The sequence below is a fragment of the Rhodococcus artemisiae genome, assembly GCF_036327795.1.
Lineage (GTDB): Bacteria > Actinomycetota > Actinomycetes > Mycobacteriales > Mycobacteriaceae > Rhodococcus > Rhodococcus artemisiae.
The window spans coordinates 191171-211524 of record NZ_JAUTXY010000003.1 but is presented as its reverse complement, the minus strand read 5'-3'; the positions used below and the strand labels follow the sequence as shown (position 1 = coordinate 211524).

The following is a 20354-nucleotide window of genomic DNA, read 5'->3' as shown; positions in this document are numbered from 1 at the left end:
CCTCCTACCGGCGCTCCAGCAGGAGTTCGGCGAGCTCCGACGGACACGCGAGCGCCGGAAGATGACCGCTGTCGACCGTCTCCGGTTCGACACCGAGTCTGTGGTTCGCCAACCGTGTGAGGAACGGGAGCGGAAACAGCCGGTCGTTGCGACCGGCGATGACCCGCACCGGAACGTCGGGCCACCTCACCGCATCCCACTGTGGTTCGAAGGCCTTCTCCGACAACCGGGTCTCTTCACGCGAGAACGCCTCATCGCGCAACTCCGTGGGCACATCGTGGAAGAACAGTTCCAGAGGGTCGGGTGCCGCATCAGGATCGCGTTCGTCGAGGACGTCCTGGGTGCGCTTGGCCTCCTCGTGCCCGACGTTGCCCCACCACAGCCCGGGTGATTCGCCGGGTGCGGGGATCATCGGCGCCACCAGGATCAATTCGTCGACGGGAACACACTCAGCGACGAGGACCGCGGTGAACGCCGACATCGACTGCCCCACGACGATCAACGGTCGCTCGGCACCCAGGATCGCCGCGACCACGATGTCGGCATAGGTACGCTGGTCGGCCTGATCGTCGCCGTACGGGAGGTCGACCGGCATCGCCGTGTGTCCGCGCTGCGCGAGCAACGGCACCACTCGATGCCAGTACCACGAGTCCGATCCCGCGCCTGGCAACAAAACGAACGTCGACATCGCACTCACCCGTTCTCGGCACCCGCCGATCGCACGAGCCGTTCGAGGGAATCGGCGCCCGGAAGGTCGTCGGGCGACACCGTCCGGCCCGTCCTCACATAGTGGAATGCCGCACGGACCTTGTCGAGCGGAAGTTCTGCGGGACGTCCGGTGATCCGCGCGGTGCGCGCCGCCATCAACCTCGCCCACGCCAACCGATACGCAGCCAGCTGCATCCCCACCGACGGGAGCTTGTCGGCATCGGGTTCGGCGCCGGTCTTCCAGTCGATCACCGTCCAGCCGCCGTCCGGATCCTCGAACACCGCGTCGATCCGGCCACGGATCACGGTGCCGGCCAAGGACGTTTCGAAAGGCACCTCGACCTCGATCGGGTTCCGTGCGGCCCACGGCGACCGCAGGAACGCTTCCTGCAACCTGTCGAAGTCGGATTCGTCGCCGCCTTCGTCGTCAGCGCCGGGCAGTTCGTCGAGATCGAGCAGCCGGGTCGCGCCGAAGCGGCGTTCGAGCCACGCGTGGAACGCTGTACCGCGGCGCGCGAGCGGGTTGGGCCGGAACGGCAGGGGCCTGCGCAGACGTGCCGCGAGAGCGTCAGGATCCGCGGAAAGATCCACGAGCTGGCTGACCGACAACTGCGCGGGCATCACCACTTCGGCGCCGAGTTCGGCACGCTGTTCGCGCTCTGCGAGGAGCGCGTCGACGTCTGCTGCCCACTCATCCGGGTCGTCGGGATCGTCGGGTGGCTCGGGTTCGCCGGCGGCCACCGCGTCGAGCACCAGCGCGGCACCGCGTTCGACTGCACCACGACGCGCTCCGAGTGGGTCGCGCGGCCACACGGCGCTGCGCGGCGTCTCGGTCATCGGATTCGCAGTACCCGGCTCGGGTGCGGGTTCCCACTGCTCGATCGCTCCGAGACCCGGGCGTGCGGTCAGCAGTGCATGTAATTCCGTGAGGAACTCCGACGGCCCTTTGGGCTCCGACCCGGTATCGGCCCAGTGGTGTCCGGACGCGTACAGGGCCCGCTCGGTTCGGGTCAGCGCCACGTAGAACAGTCTCCTGTCCTCGTCGTGCTTGCGCCGTTTGAGGGCATCCTTGTGGGCATCGATCGCGTTCTCGAGCATCTTGCGGTCGGACAGGTCGGCGAGGTCGAGCACGGGCACACCGTCTGTGCTCCCACCCGGCTCGTCTCCCGGCTGAGCACGATCGCCGCGGAGCCCAGGCGGGAGTTCGGCGAGCGCACCGAGCCACGTCGATATTCCGGTGGTCGACGGGAAGATCCCGGTGTTCACGTGCGGGACGGCCACGACCTGCCATTCGAGGCCCTTCGCCGAGTGGACCGTCAGGATCTGTACCCGCTCCGGGTCGACCTCGACTTCCCCCGGGGTGAGTCCCTGTTCGATCTCCTCGGCCGCCGACAAGTATGCGAGCAGTCCGGGCAAGGTCGCGTGGCCGCGACCGGCAAAGGACGCGACGACGTCGGCGAACGCATCGAGGTGCTCGCGCCCGGCCACCCCGCTGCGGCTGCCTACCCGGGCCTGCGCCTCGATGCCGATGCCGACGACACGTTCGACCTCGGCCACGAGTTCGGTCAGTGGCTGCCCCAGCCGTTCGCGCAGCGACGCGAGTTCGCGGGCGAGCGCCGCGATCCGTGCGAATCCGAACTTCGAATACTGCTCCGGCCTACCGGGATCCGAGATCGCATCGGCAAGCCCTGCTTGGTCGGCGTACTCGCCGGGCAACGCCGAATCGAGAGCGTCGTCGAGAGCATCGGGATCCGTGACAGCGCCGGCGACGCCGTGGCGGCCGGAGATCGCCAGTTCCTGCGCCCTCCGCCACAGAGCACGCAGGTCGGCGGCGCCGAGCTGCCATCTGGCGCCCGTCAGGACCCGTACGGCAGCACTGCCTGCCATCGGATCGGCGGCGAGACGCAGCATCGCGAGAACGTCGGCGACCTCCGGTGTGTGCAGGAGACCACCGAGGCCGACCACCTCGACCGGCAATCCGCGAGCACGTAGTGCCTCGGCGATAGGAGCTGCGTCGGCGTTGCGGCGCACCAGAACCGCAGCGGTCGGCGGCGGTATGCCCTCGGCGCGGGCGGCCGCGCATTCGGCGGCGATCCGGTCGGCCACCCAGTTGCGTTCGGCGTCGACATCGCTGTGCAGCGCGATCCGCACGTCGCCGGGGACCGCATCGGGTCGTGGCCTCAACCTGCTCACGGCGACACCTCGTTCACGCAGAGGCTCGGATGACACATTTGCGAGTTCGAGTGCCTCCGGCGGATTACGCCAGCTGGTCAGGAGTTCCAGCTTCGGCGCGGGTTCGCCGTCGGGGAGCCTGAAGTCTGTCGCGAAGCGCGGAAGATTCGCTGCCGAGGCACCACGCCACCCATAGATCGATTGCATGGGATCACCCACAGCGGTGACAGCGAGACCACCGTCCTGGCCGCCACCGAACAGTGCAGACAGTAGGATCCGCTGAGCATGCCCGGTGTCCTGGTACTCGTCGAGCAGGACTACACGAAAACGCTCACGTTCGCCTGCTCCGACCTCCGGATGATCTCGGGCGACACGCGCCGCGAGCGACATCTGACTACCGAAGTCGAGTGCGCCTTCACGGCGCAGGGTTTCGGCGAGTCGCTGCACCAGAGGGAGCAGTTGCACACGATCATCCTGGGTCTCGAGGTAACCGAGGAGCGTCTTCGACGGCCCACCGCGCTGCCCCGGCCCGCCCGGCAACGTGTGGATCAGCGTGTCGAGGTCGGTATGTGCTTCTGCCAGCTCTTCGGGATCGACGAGGTGCTCGGCGAGCTGACCGGACAACGCGAGGACGGTCTCGGTGACCGACGCGGGGTTCCGGTCGGTGTCCAGTTCACCGTCCCACGCGCTGACCACGCGGTGCGCGATCTGCCAGAGCTCGGTTTCCGAAAGCAACGCCGCTGACGGTTCGATCGGCAGCAGCAGCCCGTGCTCTCCCAGAAGGCGCCCTGCATACGCGTGGTACGTCCCGACCTCCGGTTCGCTGCCCAGGATACGGCTGCGAAGTCCGCCGGCGGGGTCGAGGTCGCGGATCAGCGACGACCCGGCGAGTTTCGCGAGCCGCCGACGGATCCTGGTGGTCAACTGTTGGGCCGCCTTGCGTGTGAAGGTCAGACCGAGCACCTGTTCCGGCTCCACGTAGCCGTTCGCGACGAGCCACACCACCCGCGCCGCCATGGTTTCGGTCTTGCCCGCCCCTGCGCCGGCCACCACCAGGGCGGGACCCATCGGCGCCTCGATGACGGCGGTCTGTTCGGTTGTCGGGGACGGTTGTCCGAGCGCCTCGGCAAGTTGCTCCGCGCTCACCCGGGCCCGGCTCATCCGGTCACCTGCCTGCCTGCATCGTGCGCGGGGCAACTCGACTGGACCGGGCAGTGCCGGCATCCGTCGTTGACCTGAGCGAGGAACTGTGGTCCGCGGGTTGCGGCCGCCGCCTCGTGGATCACCTCGCGCCACTGCTCGAGCCCCTCGTCGTCGAGGGGGGGCTGGACTCGCTGGGTGGCCCCTTCCTTGTTGTGCGGCTTGGCGACGAACACCAGGCGCGCACCACCCGGCGCCGCTGCGGGTACCCCCTCGACAGCTCCTTCGGCGACCGCCACCTGATAGGCCGCCAGCTGAGCGTGGTCGCGCGCGGCGTCCTTCGACACGGGATTCTTCGCGGTCTTGACGTCGACGACCACGGGGCGCCCGTCAGGGTCGCGTTCGAGCCGGTCGATTCGCCCGCGCAGACGTATCCGGGGCGCGCCTTCCTTACGGGGTTCGATCATGCCGTCGACCGTGACCTCGACGCCCACTTCCTCGAGTTCGCCGCGGGTGCCCTGCAGCCATGTCGAGAAGGTGTCGAGCATTCTGCGCGTCCGTTCGAGTTCGCGGCGCGCATACCAGTCGGAACCGAGATCGACCGAACCCCACGCGTTCTCGAGCGCCTGATCGATCCGGTCCGGGGGGATTCGCCCCGCGAGCGCCTGAACGAGGGTATGCACGAGCGTGCCTGTCACAGCGTGCGAGTTCTCGCCGTCGGATCCGCCGTGGCGCTCGAACATCCAGCGGAGAGGGCACGTGACGAGCTGTTCGACGGTGGACGGCGACAGGCGTACCGCATCCTCGTCCGGCTCCCACAGCGGCAGATCGGTACTCGGATCTGCGGTGCCGTACCACTTGTCGGGGTGGGCGCCCTGCACTCCCGCGCGGGCGAGCCTCGCGAGTTGCACGGCGGCACGCTGTACCCGGTCGGGTTCGTGCTCCACGAGCACCGGATCGCATACGACGGAACGCAATTCCGCGACGATCGCGGGCAGGGCGAGTACGCGCGTGCGCACCTCGTCGGGCACGACCGGTTGTTCGGAACCGTTCTCGTCGTCGGATCCGAGAAGCTCGTCGACGAACCGCGACCGCACCAGCTCGGTATCGCCGCCGACCGAGTCGACCGCCGTGACGAGAAGGTGCGTGCGTGCACGACTGCAGGCGACGAGGAACAGCCGCCGCTCGTCGGCGAGCAACGGGGCCGTCCGCGAGAGGCGGGTGGTGCTGCCGTCTCCTCCGTCGGCCCCGGACACCGCGTCGATGAGTGCTTCGATGCCGAGCAGGCTGCCACGCGCCCGCAGGCTCGGCCACAACCCTTCCTGTACGCCGGCGACCACGACGACATCCCACTCGCGGCCCGCCGCGGAGTGCGCGCTCAGGACGGTGACCGCCTCGGATTCGGCCGCGGCACGGCTGCGCACCGTGCCCGGGATCTCCTGTTCGGTGAGGTAGTCGACGAATCCTGAGATCTGGGCGCGTGGGAGCCGGTCGACGTAGTCGGCTGCCGCGTCGAACAGCGCCACCACCGCGTCGAGATCGCGGTCGGCCTGTGCGCCCACCGGGCCGCCGCGCGCGGATGCCGCCACCCAGCGACGTTCCAGGCCGGTTGCCTGCCATGCCGCCCACAACACGTCCTCGAGACCTCCGCCGCGAAGCAATGCCGATCGCGCCTTGGCCACCACCGACCGCACCCGTTTCAGAGGGGCCGCCTCCACGTCGGTCAGTCCTCGCATCATCCGGTCGGACTCGGCGGAGTCCTCGACGAGGAGTGTCCGGAGTAGTTCGGCCGAGTCACGGTCGCCGTCGGAGGCAAGTTCGACCCGGCGCAGTCCGCGCCGGAGCCGACGCAACGCGACCGGCTCGGCGCCGCCGACCGGACCCGACAACAACGCGAGCGCCTCCTCGGGACCGAAACGGCGCTCGGACACCGCCCGCAGCACCAGGAGCATCCCGGCGACACTGTGCTGCCTGGCCAGAGGTAATTCGGATGCGGCCGTGGTCATCGGTACACCGGCCGCAAGAAGTGCACGGCGAAGTGGCGCAAGCACCCGCGGGACGGATCGGACGATCACGGCCATCTTCGACCACGGCACCTCGTCGACCAGGTGGGCGCGGCGCAGAGTATCGGCGACGACAGCCGCCTCCTTCGCCTGCGACGACATCACGGCCACGCGCACCCGCCCGGTGTCGTCGGCCACCGCAGCGCCTGGAGCAATGCCGTCGGAGACCGGAACCTCGGGCACCGAGGCGCCGCGATGTGGCGGAAGCCCGGGGAGACGTCCGGCGATCGCGTCGGTGACGGACGCGATCCCCACTGCCGCGCGGAAGTCGGTGCCCAAGATGACGCGACGCTGCAGATCGTGCCCGGCGAGCCCGGTGAGGAACTCCGGATCGGCGCCGCGGAAGGTGAACACGCTCTGGTCGGGGTCGCCCGCAATCGTGCTCGTGCGTGTACCCGTGCCGATGACCCGCACGAGATGAGCGGCCTGCGGATCGAGATGCTGGGCGTCGTCGACGAGAAGATGCCGGATGCGAGTGCGCTCCCCCGCCAACAAATCCGGATCGGTCGCGAACGCCGCGAGTGCTGCGCCGACCAGTTCGGCAGCATCGAGCGCCGGAGCGGTGGCTTCGGGAGCCTCGAGCCCCACCGCTCCCCGCAGGAGCATCACCTGCTCGTACCGCTGCGCGAACAACCCGGCCGCGACCCATTCGGGGCGCTCACGACGCTCACCGAGCTCGATGAGGTCTTCGGGACCCAGACCGCGCTCGTTGGCCCGCAGCATCAGATCGCGCAATTCCACGGCGAAACCGGTCATGCCGAGTGCGGGTCGAAGACGCTCAGGCCACATCGTCGCGCCGTCGTCGATGTCGCCGCGCAACAGCTCACGCAGGACCGCATCCTGCTCGGCACCCGTGATCAATCGCGGCGGAGGATTCCCGTGCGCGGACGCCTGCAGGCGCAGCACGGCGAACGCGTAGGAGTGCACCGTGCGGACGAGCGGCTCGCGGGTGGCGCGCGGACCACTCGCCGCGCCTGCCCTCAGAAGGCCCGCGGTGATCGCCTCGCGCACCGCCGTGGCCGCCCGCCGCGAGTGTGTGAGCACGAGCACCGAGTCGGGTTGAGCCCCGGACGCGATGCGATGTACCGCGAGGTCCACGAGCAGGCCGGTCTTCCCGGTGCCTGGACCGCCGAGGACCTGCCACGGTCGCCACTGTGGGGCGGGCGGAGCGTCGGCGAAGATCTGCTGGACGTCCGGTGCCCACGCCCGGGGCACGGACCTGTCATCCGGCCGCCGGACGAGCCGCGCGGCGGGGCGGTGCGGGCGCTCAGGAGCGCCCCGCAGTCCCGTGCGGAGATCGGCGTCGGTCATACCGGTATCCCACCAGAAGGGTCCGACAGGCCGGCGCACCACCTCCGTCGTCCACGGCGTCACCCGGGTGCCATAGTGAACGAGGTGAGCGCCTCCGCACCACCCCTCCACACACATCTGTTCGGACCTGCCGACGGACCACCGGTGTTGGCCCTGCACGGCCTGACCGGCCACGGCAGACGCTGGCAGAACCTGGCCGATCGGCATCTCCCGGACCTCCGCGTGATCGCTCCGGACCTGCGGGGCCACGGCCGGTCGCCGTGGGAGCCTCCGTGGAGTTTCGACTCCCACGTCGACGACCTTCTCGGTGTCCTCCACGCGCACACCCGCGAACCGGTCACGGTGCTGGGGCATTCCTTCGGTGGCGCACTGGCACTGCACCTCGCCGCCGCAGCACCCGACCGGGTTCGCGCGCTCGTCCTGCTCGATCCTGCGATCGCACTACCGCCGGGCCGGTTGCTCGAGGTCGCCGATCTCACCGTGCGCTTTCCCGACTACACAGATGAGGCCGAGGCCCGCGCGGAGAAGGTGCACGGGGACTGGGGTGAGGTCGACCCGGAACTTCTCGATGCAGAGATCGCAGAGCATCTGGTCGCACTCGACTCCGGACGGGTGAATTGGCGTTACTGCGTGCCGGCGCTGGTGGCGTCGTGGGGCGAACTCGCACGAGAGTTCGTGCTGCCGCCCGCCCACGTCCCCACGGTTCTCGCACGTGCCGGCAAGGTCCGCCCCGCGTACACGTCGGACGAGTTTCTCGCGGCACTGGCCCGGCAGCTCGGTTCGCATCTGACGATGCTCGAGCTCGACTGCGACCACATGATCGACCAGGCTATGCCCGAGAGTGCTGCAGCACTGGTCAGGAAGGTGCTGTAGGCGTGGTCACGACAGATGCTCAGATCGAGCACGTACGCGCGCTCGTCGCGGCGATTCCCGCCGGGTTCGTGGCGACCTACGGCGACCTCGCCGACGCGGCGGGGCTGTCCACCCCCCGCACCGTCGGGTGGATCATGCGGACCGACAGTTCCGACCTGCCCTGGCACCGGGTGGTCCCGGCGTCCGGCAAACCGGCCCCGCATCTCGCCCATCGTCAGCTGTCGAGGCTCGCACTCGACGGCACACCGATCAGCGGCGATCGGGTCGATATGAGCCGAGCGCGTCACACATTCTGACGGCGCACGCACGTCGTCGGACGGTGTCGGGCAGCATGAGTACATGTCCATGCTGTCCGACTCTGTGTCCGGGTCCGAGGCCGTCATCATCGCGGGTGGGCGAGCAACCCGGATGGGTGGCGTCGACAAGCCCGCACTCGTGGTCGCGGGTCGGTCGATGCTCGACACCGCGCTCGCCGCGGTGGAAGGTTTTCCCCGCATCACGGTCGTGGGGCCGCACCGCGATGGTCTCGACCCCGCGGTCGTCCAGACCCAGGAGTCCCCGATCGGCGGCGGGCCCGTCGCCGCGTTGGCCTCCGCCGACCCCGCCGCGGAGGTCGTCGTCATCCTCGCGGCCGATCTCCCGTTCGTCACCGCCGAGTCGATCGCCGTTCTGGTCGGTGCGCTCGACGCCGCACCCGACGCAGACGCGGCCTTCGCGGTCGACAACGACGGGAACCTGCAGTTCCTGCTCGCAGCATGGCGTGGACACGCACTGTCCACACGTCTGTCGGCACTCGGACCCGACCCGTCCGATCAGCCCATGAAGGCGCTATTGCCGGAGCATTACGTCACCGCGGCCGTGCGCGGCACCGAGGATTGCGACACACCCGATGACCTGCATCGCGCCCGGGTAGCCACGGGCACCCGGGTGGACCCGAACGCAGCGCGAAATATTCTTCGGGATGCTCAGCGTCCGTTGCCGATTCGTAGTGTTGCGCGAGAGGGGGCTTTCGGGTCCACGCTCGCGTCTGCACTCGTCGCAGCGGCGCCGCTGCCACCCGCCGCGACGTCCGCCATGGACGGGTACGCAGTGTCCGGGGCCGGCCCGTGGACTCTGCGGACGGAAGTCCGATATGCCGGGGCTGCGGGTGAATTCGCACTGAATCCCGGGGAGGCCGCCCGCATTGCCACGGGCGCGCACCTACCGTCCGGCGCGACGTCGGTGGTGCGCGATGAGTACATCGCCGTCGAGGACGGCATCGTCTCACGACTCCCGGACGCTCCGGTGCGCGACGACTTCCGCGGCATCGGTGAGGAATGGGAGCCCGGCTACGTCCTGGCGGAAGCCGGATCGGCCGTGACGCCCGCGATCGTCTCGACGGCAGCGAGCGGCGAGGTCTCGCACGTCGACGTACGCGGCCCTGTGCGGGTCCACCTGGTGCTCACCGGCGACGAGATCCGTCGCAGCGGCCCGCTGCGCGAGGGGCAGACGCGCGATTCGCTCGGGCCGGTGCTTCCGCATTACGTGTCGTGGTGCGGCGCAGAGGTGGCCGGCAACGAGCATCTCCGAGACACTGCCGACGCATTCGACGTCCTGCTGCGCACCACCACGGACGCCGACGCGATCGTGATCGTCGGCGCAACCGGTCGCGGCGCGGCGGATCAGCTGCGCGGTGCTCTCGACCGCGCCGGGGCCTCGGTGGTGGTCGAACGGGTACGGTGCAAGCCGGGGGGATCCCAGGTCGCGGCAGTGCTTCCGGACGGCCGAGCGGTGCTCGGCCTTCCGGGCAATCCCGTTGCGGCACTGGCGACCCTGCTTGTGATGTTGCCCGCGATCATCGACGGGCGCACCCTCCGCACATCAGCGACTCCGCTGACGGCGCCACTGGCGAACGCATCGGAGGTTGCCGGGGACCTCACCCGCTTCCTCCCGGCACGACAGCTGGATAGCGGCAAATGGTTGTGCGACAACACGATTCGAACGTCACATCTGGCCGGCCTCATCGGCCGTTCGGCAATCGCCCTGGTGCCGCCGAATGCCGCCGACGGCGATGCGGTCGAACTCGTACTCCTGCCCCGGTGACCACCGTCAGGTGGTGTACACGCTTGCCGTGTTCGGTCGGAGCGCGGGGGTGATCGCCGCCCGGTAGCGCCGCGCGACCAACTCGACGATCGAGTCCGTCACCCCGAGCGGCGCAGCGACACCGTCGGCGCCGCACTCGAACAGCCGGCCGTGGAACAGCCCCTCGGCGAGCAGATACGACGCGATGAACACCCTGCGGTCCCCCTGCACCCGCAGGTCGTTCACGACGTCGGCCACCCGCGGACTTCCGGTCGCGACATATCCGATCCTGACCGTGGTCCTGGTGAGTGCCGCCAGCATCCGGGCGGCGGACCTGACGTCGCACAGTGCCCGCAGGTCGGACGATCCCGCCGCCGCGAGTACCACCGCATCGCCGGGTCGCCATCCCGCGTCGTGCAAGCGCGTCACCAGCACCCGCGCCAGCACCGGATCCGGTCCGAGAGCATCGGTCACCACGACATCGCGATGACCGCTCTCGGCCACCTCCCGGGGAACGTCGGTATGCACGTGATAGCCCGACGCGAGAAAGGCAGGCACGAGCACGGTCGGGCGGTCACTGTCGCGCAGAACCTCCGCGGGCGAGGGTCCGAGCACATCGACGAACGCCACGCGCGTCGGCCCCGCTGTCTGCGACACTTCGCCCGCGAGTTGCGCGATCATCTCGACTCCCCGGGGATTCCGGGTGCCGTGCGCGACGAGGAGCAGTGCCGGGTCGGTCGAGTTCATAGTTCCTCCAACTCCACTGCCAGTCGGTATCCACGTTTGACGACTGTCTGCACGAGCGCCGGCACACCGAGTGCCGAACGCAACCGTGCCACCGCGGTTTCGACGGCGTGGGTATCCCCACCACCGCCGGGCAGGACGGTCAGCAGTTCTTCTCGGGACACGACGTTTCCGGGTTTCACCGCCAGTGCCCGGATCAGTGCCATGCCTGCGGGAGCGAGGCAGCGCACCTCGTCGTCGACGACAACGCACCGGCCCCGCAGCCCGAGCACGTGTGCGCCGATGTTGATCCGGACAGCCCGCCGGGGCAGGTCCTCCGCAATGTGGCGTGCAAGCGATCCGAGCCTCGCCCGGGTCGGCATGGTCACGGGCACATCGAGTTCGGCGAACGGCGCGGCTGTCACCGGACCGACACACACGGCGGTCACTCCGGTGCGCAACCCCTGCAACATCGGTTCGAGCATTCCGGTTGCCTTGGCCCTCATCAACATCGACGCGACCGCCGGGGCGCTGGTGTAGGTGACGGCGTCGAGTGCGCGGTCGCTGATCTGCTCGATCATCCGGTCGAGCGACGTCGAATCCTCGGGTGGAGTCCAGCGGTACACGGGCACCGGTACTACGTCTGCTCCGGCGGCGCGCAGCACGTCGCACAGGTCTTCTCCGGGTTCCCACTCGGTTCGCTCCCCGTGGAGTTGAACGGCGATCCGCTTTCCCGCGACACCTTCCGCAAGGAGGTGCTCCAGGACCTCGCCCGAGGATTCGGACTCCGGCGACCATTCCTCTCGCAGTTCCGCGGCCCGAATCGCCCCTGTCACCTTCGGTCCTCTTGCGAGGATGCGGCTCGCGCTCAGCGCCCGCGACAGATCGTCCGCGAGCCCCCAGCCGTCCGCCGCACCGATCCATCCGCGAAAACCGATCGCGGTGGTCGCGATGGTTACGTCCGGTGGAGCGGCGACGATGGCACGGGTGGCGTGCTCGAGCTCGGCGTCGTCGGACAGTGGGATGATCCGGATCGCGGGAGCGCGGACGACGTCGGCACCTCGCCGTGTGAGCAGCGTCGCGAACTCGTCGGCGCGCCGCGACGCCGTCACCCCGATGGTGAACCCGCGCAGTGGCGTGTTCTCCGAGCTCACGAAACGACGCCGGAGTCCACGGTCTCGACACCCCTGCGACCGCGGAGCGGGCTGTGAACCTGCACGACCCCTGCCCACACGCGGACGTCGTATACCTGCAGGCTCACGGTGGAATCGTCGAGGCAACGACCGTCGTCGAGCGAGTAGACCTGCTTGAGCAGCGGCGACGCCACGGTCGGTTCACCGGCACGGTCACCGACGATTCCCCTCGACATCACAGCAGCGCGTCCGATCGGGTCGATATTGCCGACCGCACGCAATGTGCCGTCGTCGAGCAGGAACAATGCCACCTGTTCTCCCCCTCGCAGCAACACGGCCACTCCCCGCCCTGGGATGAGGTGGCTCAGTGGGCAGGCCGATGTCCATTCCAGCCGGCCGTTCAGCACACTGTCGCGTGTCGCGGTCTCCGCGGTCGGCGTCGCGATGACGGTCATGGGTCCTCCTCGAGACTTGTTACCCGAAATTCTGATCCTGCGGTGTTTCGCCTGCGTTACCCGGCGGTTCCCACCGGGTAATCACGCTCTATTCCGCAGGATGTGGGCCGACGCCGGCCGTCTCGCCGGTCCGGACTCCCGGCATACCCATGAGAACAGGCACCTTGCGTGCGCCGGAATCGTCGAACTGCACGGTGGGATCGGCCTCGTCGGGGGCATTGACGAACGAGACGAAGCGGGCCAGCTTCTCCGGGTCCTCGAGCACACCCGCCCACTCGTCCTTGTATCCGGCGACGTGCTTGGCCATCGCCGCCTCGAGTTCTTCGCCGATGCCGAGGCTGTCCTCGCAGACGACAGCCCGGAGGTGATCGAGCCCGCCGTCGAGCGCGTCGAGCCACGGCGCGGTGCGCTGGAGCCGATCGGCAGTCCGCACATAGAACATGAGGAACCGGTCGATGTACTTGACGAGGGTCTCGTCGTCGAGACCGCCGGCGAGCAACTGCGCGTGCTTGGGCGACTGACCGCCGTTGCCGCACACGTAGAGGTTCCATCCGCCCTCGGTGGCGATGATACCGACGTCCTTGCCCCGGGCCTCGGCGCACTCGCGCGCACACCCGGACACACCGAACTTGAGCTTGTGCGGAGACCGCAGGCCCCGGTAGCGGTTCTCGAGGTCGACGGCCATGCCCACCGAGTCCTGCACACCGTAACGGCACCAGGTCGAGCCCACGCAGCTCTTGACGGTCCGTAGCGACTTTCCGTAGGCCTGACCCGACTCCATACCCGCATCCACAAGTCGCTTCCAGATCTGCGGGAGCTGCTCGACGCGGGCGCCGAACAGGTCCACGCGCTGCCCGCCGGTCATCTTCACGTAGAGCCCGAAGTCGCGGGCCACCTCGCCGATGACGATGAGCTGCTCGGCGGTGCATTCACCGCCGGGCATCCGCGGCACCACGGAGTAGGTGCCGTTCTTCTGAATGTTCGCGAGGAAATGGTCGTTGGTGTCCTGCAGACCTGCCTGGCTGCGGTGCAGGATGTGGTCGGAGTCCGTCGAAGCCAGGATCGAGGCGACGACCGGCTTGCAGATGTCGCAACCACGTCCGGTGCCGTGGCGCTCGATCAGAGCCGAGAAGGTGCGGATCCCGGTTGCCTGCACGATCTGGAACAGCTCGGCGCGGGACTGCTCGAAGTGCTCACACAGCGCCTTCGACATCTCCACGCCCGACGACGCGAGAAGCTGTTTGACGGTGGGGAGACAGCCACCACAGGTGGTGCCGGCATTGGTGCATTCTTTGATCTGCGAGATATCGCATGCGCCCTCGGCGATCGCCCCGCAGATCGCACCCTTGGTGACGCCGTTGCACGAACACACTTCGGCGTCGTCGGGCAGTGATCCCGCTCCGGGCTTTTCACCGGCCGGTGAGATCAGCGATGCCGGGTCACCGGGCAGTTCACGACCCACCAGGGGTCGCAGCGATCCGTACGCCGAGGCATCACCGACCAGGATGCCGCCGAGGAGGACCTTGGCATCGTCGGAGACGACGAGCTTCGCATAAGTGCCCTTTGCGGAGTCCGACAGCACCACCTCGAGCGCGCCGGGGGTCCGTGCGTGCGCGTCGCCGAAGCTCGCGACGTCGACACCGAGGAGCTTGAGCTTGGTCGACATGTCTGCACCGGGAAACTCGGCGTCGCCGCCGAGCAATCGATCGGCGACGACCTCGGCAGTGCTGTAGCCGGGTGCGACGAGCCCGTAACAGACGCCGTCGACCGCGGCGACCTCCCCGATCGCGTAGACGGACTCGTCGTTGGTGCTGCGGCACGAGAGATCCGTCAGCACACCCCCTCGGCCCGCGAGGTCGAGTCCGGCCTCCCGCGCCAGCTCGTCGCGGGGGCGCACACCCGCCGAGAACACGACCAGACCTGCGTCGATCGTGCTGCCGTCGGACAGCGACACCCTCAGCCCCGCAGACCCCGGTTCGATCTTCTCGGTAGCGACGCCGGTGTGAGTGACGAGGCCGAGGCCGGTGACGAGCCGGTCGAGGACCTTGCCGCCGCCTTCGTCGACCTGGGCGGGCATGAGCCGGTCGTTGTATTCGACGATGTGCGCGGTCAGGCCCATGCCTCGCAGGGCGTTCGCGGCCTCGAGGCCGAGCAGGCCACCGCCGACCACGATTCCGGCGGCGCTGCGTCCGGTGGCTTCGGAGTCGGCGACAGTGCGTGCTGCGGCGTCGCGGATCCCGTCGAGGTCGTCGAGCGTGCGGTAGACGAAGCATCCGGGCAGGTCGTGGCCGGGGACCGGCGGCACGAATGCGAAGGAGCCGGTCGCGAGGACGAGCGCGTCGTAGGACAGGACCTCCCCGTCGCCGGTGGTGACCGTGCGCGCGGTCCGGTCGATCGACGCAGCACGGGTGCCGGTCCGGAGATCGACGAGCTCGTCGCCGCGGTAGTCATTGCCGGCGAGGGCAAGTTCCTTGCGGTCCCACAAGCCGACGTACGACGACAGACCGACACGGTCGTAGGCCGGGTCCGCCTCCTCGCACAGCACCGTGACCGACCATGTGTCCTGCTCGTCGCGTGCGCGCAGCGCCTCGACGAAACGGTGTCCGACCATGCCGTGACCGGCGACGAGTACGTTCTTGCGGCTCATGGGTTCTTCGCTTTCTCTTCGTGCAGGTGGTGCCGGTACTGGTGGTGCAGGTCAGGAGGCCGGGGCCGGCTCGATTTCCGCGTCCTGCCGCGGGACCCGCAGGAAGACCACCCAGGTCACCGCTATGCAGGCCAGGTAGAAGGCGCCGAAGACCCAGAAGGCCATCGTCGCGGACTGTGCCTCACCGGAGTACGAGGCGCGGAGTACCAGGTTGATGCCGACTCCCCCGAGACCGCCGATAGCACCGGCGAAACCGATGAGCGCACCCGACATACTGCGCGACCACGCTGCCTTCCCGGCTCGATCGAGATGCTCGAGCCCCTGCGCCTTCGCTTCGAAGATCGACGGGATCATCTTGTAGACCGAGCCGTTGCCGAGTCCGGACAGAAGGAACAGTGCGACGAAGCCGAGGACGAATGCGACCATGATCCCGCCGGATGCGGCGCCTTCGGTGGCGTCGTCGAGGGTTCCCGCCACGATGAGGACGCCGGCGGCGAGCGCCATCGCGACGAACGTCCAGACGGTGATGCGCCCCCCGCCGATCCGATCGGCGAGTTTGCCGCCGAGCGGGCGGGCCACCGAGCCGAGCAGGGGGCCGATGAAGGCGATCTGTGCGGCGTGGAGGGCGGCCTGCGCCGGGGTGTCGCCGCCGGCGAGGAAGTTGATCTGCAGCACCTGCCCGAACGCGAAGCTGAATCCGATGAACGAGCCGAAGGTGCCGATGTAGAGGAAGGAGATGACCCACGAGTCGCTGAACTTCAGGCTCTCGCCCATCGCCCGGAGATCTGCGCGCTGGTCGCCGAGATTGTCCATGAACAGGGCTGCACCGAGGGCTGCGCCCGAGCAGAGGACCAAGTAGATCGCGCAGACGATCCACGGTGCGGTGTTTCCGACGGTCGCGATCACCAGCAGGCCGATCAGCTGGATCACGGGGACACCGATGTTGCCTCCACCGGCGTTCAGACCCAGCGCCCACCCTTTGAGGCGCTGTGGATAGAACGCGTTGATGTTCGTCATCGACGACGCGAAGTTGCCGCCGCCGACACCGGCGAGGGCCGCGACCAGCATGAACGTAGTGTAGGAGTGACCAGGGTTCAGCATCAGATACAGCGTGGCCACAGTCGGGACGAGCAGGACCAGTGCGCTGAAGATCGTCCAATTACGCCCGCCGAACTTCGCGGTCGCCACCGTGTACGGGATGCGCAGGATCGAGCCCACGAGCGTGGGCACGGCGACGAGGAAGAATTTGCCGGCGGCGTCGATTCCGTAGATCTCGGTGGGCATGAACAGCACCATCACCGACCAGATCGACCACACCGAGAAACCGACGTGTTCGGCGATCACCGACCAGATCAGGTTGCGCTTGGCAATGTCCTTGCCGCCCGCTTCCCACGCGTCGACATCCTCGGCGTCCCATTTGTCGATGTAGTGCTTGCGTGCGAATTTGCTTCGCAGCGGCTCTTTTTCGAGTACGACACTCACGCCGGCCACCCCTCTCAGGTTTCTGATGCACCCAAGGTATGGAGCGGGTGTTGCCGCGGTGCTGCCTGCGGTGACTGGAAAGTCAAGAGTTCCTCACCGGTCCCCGATGTCCGGTGTGAGGGCGTGTCCGGTGTGAGGAGCAGCGTCAGAGGAGCAGGCGCACCAGGTCTGTGGTGTGCGCGAGACCGGGGAACGCTTCCTCGGTGGACCGCGGGTGCAATGCATGCACCGCCAGCCGGAACATCGCCGCGCGCAGGAGCATCTGCGGCCATTCCGGAAGGTCCTCCCACCTGCCGATCAATGCGTCGTCGGCGCCACCCCACGACAGAGCGTCGACGACGGCCACGGCGGCGGCCCACGACGCCGGTCGCCAGTACGGAGTGATATCGGTCAGCCCCGGAGCAGCTCGGCCCGCGAACAGCACCGTGCCGAACAGGTCGCCGTGGACCAGCTGGTCCGGAAGGTGCACAGGCTTGCGGAACGTGGCGAGCTGCGCGATCAAATCGAGGCTCTTGCGACCGTCGGGCGTGACCGTTTCGGGCGCACCGGCGGCACGCGCCGAACGCAGCGGTACCGTCTCCCACGCCGCCCGGTCCGCCGCGACGAAGACGTCGACGTCCGCCCACGGCGCGACCGGAGGCTGCATCAGGAACCGAGGCCGCTCGAGCTGGGACGTGGCCGCATGCAGCCGTAACGACAGGGACACCACTTCGTCGTGTCGAGGTTCGGAGGTTCCGACGATGTAGGTGTCCGCACGCCAGCCGGACACCACGTATCGTCCATCGGTCGCGCGGACCGGCCGGGCCAGCCGGACCCCGTCCACAGTGAGGGTTTCCCGGACTTTCGCCGACCACGCTGCCCGCGCGTGGTCGGCAACCCTGGACAGGACCACATCTCCACAGCGATAACCGCCGTCCCAGTCCGCCCCGAGCGGGATCGGCTGGACGTCGCGGAGACCGAACGTGGAGCACACGTGTTGCGGGGGTTCGAGCGAACTCACGCGGCCAACGCTACCGCTGGTATGCGGCACCGCAGGGAAGGCACCCCGGCACCCAGGTCACAAGTTGACACCGATCCGCCCTGAGAGCTTGCGCCCATCTCGCGACCGCCCGCACTCACTCCCCGAGCGGTGCCCATCGCTGTCAGTACAACGGCAACGATGTGTCGACCTGCTGCGCCCAGGCCACGACACCGCCCTGGAGGTGGGTCGCGTCGGCGAACCCGGCCCGTTTGAGTACGGCAAGAGCCTCGGCCGACCGGATGCCCGTCTTGCAGTAGAGGACGATCGGTGTGTTCTGAGGCAGCTCGGCGAGTGCGTCGCCGGAGAGGATCCGGTCCTTCGGAACGAGTCGCGCCCCGTCGATGCGGACGATGTCCCATTCCACCGGTTCCCGGACGTCGATCAATGCGAGGTCTCGACCGGAGTCGAGCATCGTCCGCAGCTCGGTCGCGGTGATCGACGCATCTGCTCCCACTGCGGCCGCGTCCTCGGGCACGATCCCGCAGAACTCCTCGTAGTCGACGAGTTCCGTCACAGGCGAGCGCCCCGGATCGCGTCGCAGCGTGACGGTGCGGAAAGTCATGGCGAGTGCATCGTAGATCATCAGACGGCCCAGCAAGGGATCGCCGATCCCGGTGATCAGCTTGAGCGCCTCGGTTGCCATGATCGTGCCGACCGTGCCCGGCAGGACACCGAGCACACCACCTTCTGCACACGACGGCACCATGCCCGGTGGCGGAGCCTCCGGGTAGAGATCGCGGTAGTTGAGCCCGCGTCCGCCAGGGGCATCGTCCCAGAAAACCGAGATCTGGCCTTCGAACCGGAAGATCGACCCCCACACATACGGCTTCCGGGCGAGGATCGCGGCGTCGTTGACGAGGTACCGGGTGGCGAAGTTGTCGGTGCCGTCCAGGATCAGGTCGTACTGTTCGAACAGCGCCACGGCGTTGCTCGAATCGAGTCGTTCCGAATGCAGGTGCACTGCGACGTTGTCGTTGATGGCGCGGATGCTGTCGCGCGCGCTCTCCGCCTTGGAACGCGCAACATCCGCCTGCCCATGGATGATCTGCCGCTGCAGGTTCGAGGATTCGACGTGATCGTCCTCGACGATGCCGATGGTGCCGACACCGGCAGCCGCGAGATACAACAGCGCGGGCGATCCGAGACCGCCGGCTCCGATGAACAGCACCTTGGCGTTCTTCAGCCGCTTCTGGCCCGTGACGCCGACGTTCGGGATGATCAGGTGCCGGCTGTATCGCGCGATCTCCTCGCGGGTCAGCTCACCAGCGGGTTCCACAAGCGCTGGTAGGGCAAGAGTCGGTTCCACCGACGGCAGTGCGGTCACGATCTACTCCTCTGCGGGTACGCCGCCGATTGTCCCACCGTCGACGACCCCGCTCCGAGGTGGTCATGCTCCGCGGGGAAATGGCCACGGGTTGTAGCGACAGACCTTTCCGTCGGCGGGAACGAGCCCCTCGGGATCGAGCCGGGCGATGTCGTCGTTCGCGGTGCCGTATGTCTGCTGCATCATGATCGGCGCGAGTCCACTGTCGGTGGTGCACCCTTCGTGGTCGGGATAGCCCACCGCGTGCCCGACCTCGTGGTTGACCAGGTATTGGCGGTAGGAACCGATGTCGCCGTGGAACGCGACCGCCCCCCGAACCCAACGTGGCTCGTTCACGAGGACACGTTCGACACCGGGATTGAAGCACGAGCCTTCGAGTTCGATGTCGAATCCACAGAACTGCCGGATCGACATCTGCGAGGTGAGCGAGACCCGGAAGTCGGGGACCTCACTGTCGACCCGCCGGAACGCGAATGCCCGATCGGCGGTCCAACTTCTCGGGTCGGCGAGAGTCTCGTCGACCATCCTGGCGAATGCGGCATCCCCGCCGTACGCGGTGGTGTCGACACCGTCCTCGATCTCGACCGTGTAGGTGAACACCTGCCGCTCACCGAATCCCGCCTGCTCGGTACTGCCGGGAAGAACCCGCCATGTACCGGCGCCGCTCTCGGTGAATGATCCTCCGTCCGGCAGCACGCCGGATTCCAGATCGGCCGGGAAGTTCCCGTCGGCGATGGGCGCCTCGACGATGGCGTCGTCCACGGCCCTTGTCGTGTCCTCACCGTCTGCGACCGCACTTGTTGCGTCGCCCTGCACCGCGTCCCACATCACGAAGACCGTCACTGCGGCGAGTACGGGCACGGCGTAGGCGCGCCACCCGTACCGCGCGACGAAGCGTCCGAGCCGGCTCTGCTTGCGCACATCTCGCGTCGGTCGAGGCCGGCGCGGCGGACGGCGGTCGCCTCCGACCGGATCCCACTGCGCCCGGAGCGGTTGCCGCGATCCGGAACGCGGACCCGAATCGTCGAGTGACCGGCGCGCGCGGAGCCGGGAGTCCTGTGATTGCTGCGAGTCCTGCGAAGACAGGGCCGAGCCGTGCGGTCTGCGGGTCGTACGTGCTCCTCCTCGGTCGATCACGGTTGTCAGAATGTCACACTGCGGTCGATCGGACGGCCTGTCCGTGACGGGTCCTCACTTCTCGCACAAGGGGCTACCGCACCACCAGAAAAGGCGGATACTCG

14 protein-coding genes are annotated in these 20354 nt (G+C 68.3%); 3 read left to right on the top strand and 11 right to left on the bottom strand.

The window, feature by feature from the left end; genetic code table 11:
- Positions 1 to 4 precede the first annotated feature (4 nt).
- The 3 genes from Q7514_RS08570 to Q7514_RS08560 are packed head-to-tail and all read right to left on the bottom strand — an operon-like array spanning position 5 to position 7394.
- Complete coding sequence (locus Q7514_RS08570) at positions 5 to 688, bottom strand: alpha/beta fold hydrolase (protein WP_330132830.1); 684 nt, start codon at positions 686 to 688, stop codon at positions 5 to 7.
- Between the two features lie 5 nt (positions 689 to 693).
- Positions 694 to 4041 (bottom strand): ATP-dependent helicase, encoded by a 3348-nt coding sequence (locus Q7514_RS08565; protein ID WP_330132829.1) that lies wholly within the window; start codon positions 4039 to 4041, stop codon positions 694 to 696.
- Complete coding sequence (locus Q7514_RS08560; protein WP_330132828.1) at positions 4038 to 7394, bottom strand: ATP-dependent helicase; 3357 nt, start codon at positions 7392 to 7394, stop codon at positions 4038 to 4040. Before Q7514_RS08560 ends, Q7514_RS08565 begins: the two co-directional genes overlap by 4 nt.
- An 84-nt stretch (positions 7395 to 7478) precedes the next feature.
- Here Q7514_RS08560 and Q7514_RS08555 point away from each other — a divergent pair, with 84 nt between their 5' ends.
- The 3 genes from Q7514_RS08555 to Q7514_RS08545 are packed head-to-tail and all read left to right on the top strand — an operon-like array spanning position 7479 to position 10349.
- A complete protein-coding gene (locus tag Q7514_RS08555) occupies positions 7479 to 8267 on the top strand; it encodes an alpha/beta fold hydrolase (RefSeq protein ID WP_330132827.1) in 789 nt (262 codons plus the stop codon).
- Positions 8268 to 8269: 2 nt separating this feature from the next.
- Positions 8270 to 8563 carry an MGMT family protein gene (locus Q7514_RS08550; RefSeq protein WP_330132826.1) on the top strand — a complete coding sequence of 98 codons (294 nt, stop codon included), beginning with the start codon at positions 8270 to 8272 and terminating at the stop codon, positions 8561 to 8563.
- Positions 8564 to 8606: 43 nt separating this feature from the next.
- The gene (locus tag Q7514_RS08545) at positions 8607 to 10349 is read left to right on the top strand and encodes an NTP transferase domain-containing protein (protein ID WP_330132825.1); all 1743 of its coding nucleotides are present in this window, start codon (positions 8607 to 8609) and stop codon (positions 10347 to 10349) included.
- A 6-nt stretch (positions 10350 to 10355) separates the two neighbouring features.
- On the opposite strand, the gene Q7514_RS08540 is transcribed toward Q7514_RS08545, so the two are convergent.
- From Q7514_RS08540 to Q7514_RS08505, 8 genes are all read right to left on the bottom strand, one after another.
- Complete coding sequence (locus Q7514_RS08540; RefSeq protein ID WP_330132824.1) at positions 10356 to 11075, bottom strand: sirohydrochlorin chelatase; 720 nt, start codon at positions 11073 to 11075, stop codon at positions 10356 to 10358.
- Positions 11072 to 12205, bottom strand: a complete 1134-nt coding sequence (locus tag Q7514_RS08535; protein WP_330132823.1) for a uroporphyrinogen-III synthase — start codon at positions 12203 to 12205, stop codon at positions 11072 to 11074. The genes Q7514_RS08540 and Q7514_RS08535 overlap by 4 nt, the downstream gene beginning before the upstream one ends.
- Positions 12202 to 12639, bottom strand: coding sequence for a nitrite reductase small subunit NirD (gene nirD / locus Q7514_RS08530; RefSeq protein WP_330132822.1), 438 nt, complete (start codon positions 12637 to 12639; stop codon positions 12202 to 12204). Before nirD ends, Q7514_RS08535 begins: the two co-directional genes overlap by 4 nt.
- An 88-nt stretch (positions 12640 to 12727) precedes the next feature.
- The gene (gene nirB / locus Q7514_RS08525; RefSeq protein WP_330132821.1) at positions 12728 to 15286 is read right to left on the bottom strand and encodes a nitrite reductase large subunit NirB; all 2559 of its coding nucleotides are present in this window, start codon (positions 15284 to 15286) and stop codon (positions 12728 to 12730) included.
- Positions 15287 to 15337: 51 nt separating this feature from the next.
- Positions 15338 to 16768: a nitrate/nitrite transporter gene (locus Q7514_RS08520; RefSeq protein ID WP_330132820.1), complete on the bottom strand. Its 1431-nt coding sequence runs from the start codon at positions 16766 to 16768 to the stop codon at positions 15338 to 15340.
- A gap of 145 nt (positions 16769 to 16913) precedes the next feature.
- On the bottom strand, positions 16914 to 17768 hold the full coding sequence (locus Q7514_RS08515; RefSeq protein WP_132470928.1) for a TIGR02569 family protein: 855 nt from the start codon (positions 17766 to 17768) through the stop codon (positions 16914 to 16916).
- Positions 17769 to 17910: 142 nt separating this feature from the next.
- A complete protein-coding gene (gene moeZ, locus Q7514_RS08510) occupies positions 17911 to 19095 on the bottom strand; it encodes an adenylyltransferase/sulfurtransferase MoeZ (RefSeq protein ID WP_330133083.1) in 1185 nt (394 codons plus the stop codon).
- Between the two features lie 81 nt (positions 19096 to 19176).
- A complete protein-coding gene (locus tag Q7514_RS08505) occupies positions 19177 to 20250 on the bottom strand; it encodes a DUF3152 domain-containing protein (RefSeq protein WP_408016058.1) in 1074 nt (357 codons plus the stop codon).
- Positions 20251 to 20354 lie beyond the last annotated feature (104 nt).

Excerpts from the sequence above, each read along its gene's own strand:
- Q7514_RS08540 (WP_330132824.1), bottom strand. The coding sequence starts at position 11,075 with ATGAACTCGACCGACCCGGCACTGCTCCTCGTCGCGCACGGCACCCGG.
- Q7514_RS08560 (WP_330132828.1), bottom strand. The coding sequence starts at position 7,394 with ATGACCGACGCCGATCTCCGCACGGGACTGCGGGGCGCTCCTGAGCGC.
- Q7514_RS08570 (WP_330132830.1), bottom strand. The coding sequence starts at position 688 with ATGTCGACGTTCGTTTTGTTGCCAGGCGCGGGATCGGACTCGTGGTAC.
- Q7514_RS08545 (WP_330132825.1), top strand. The coding sequence starts at position 8,607 with ATGTCCATGCTGTCCGACTCTGTGTCCGGGTCCGAGGCCGTCATCATC.
- nirD (WP_330132822.1), bottom strand. The coding sequence starts at position 12,639 with ATGACCGTCATCGCGACGCCGACCGCGGAGACCGCGACACGCGACAGT.
- Q7514_RS08565 (WP_330132829.1), bottom strand. The coding sequence starts at position 4,041 with ATGAGCCGGGCCCGGGTGAGCGCGGAGCAACTTGCCGAGGCGCTCGGA.
- nirB (WP_330132821.1), bottom strand. The coding sequence starts at position 15,286 with ATGAGCCGCAAGAACGTACTCGTCGCCGGTCACGGCATGGTCGGACAC.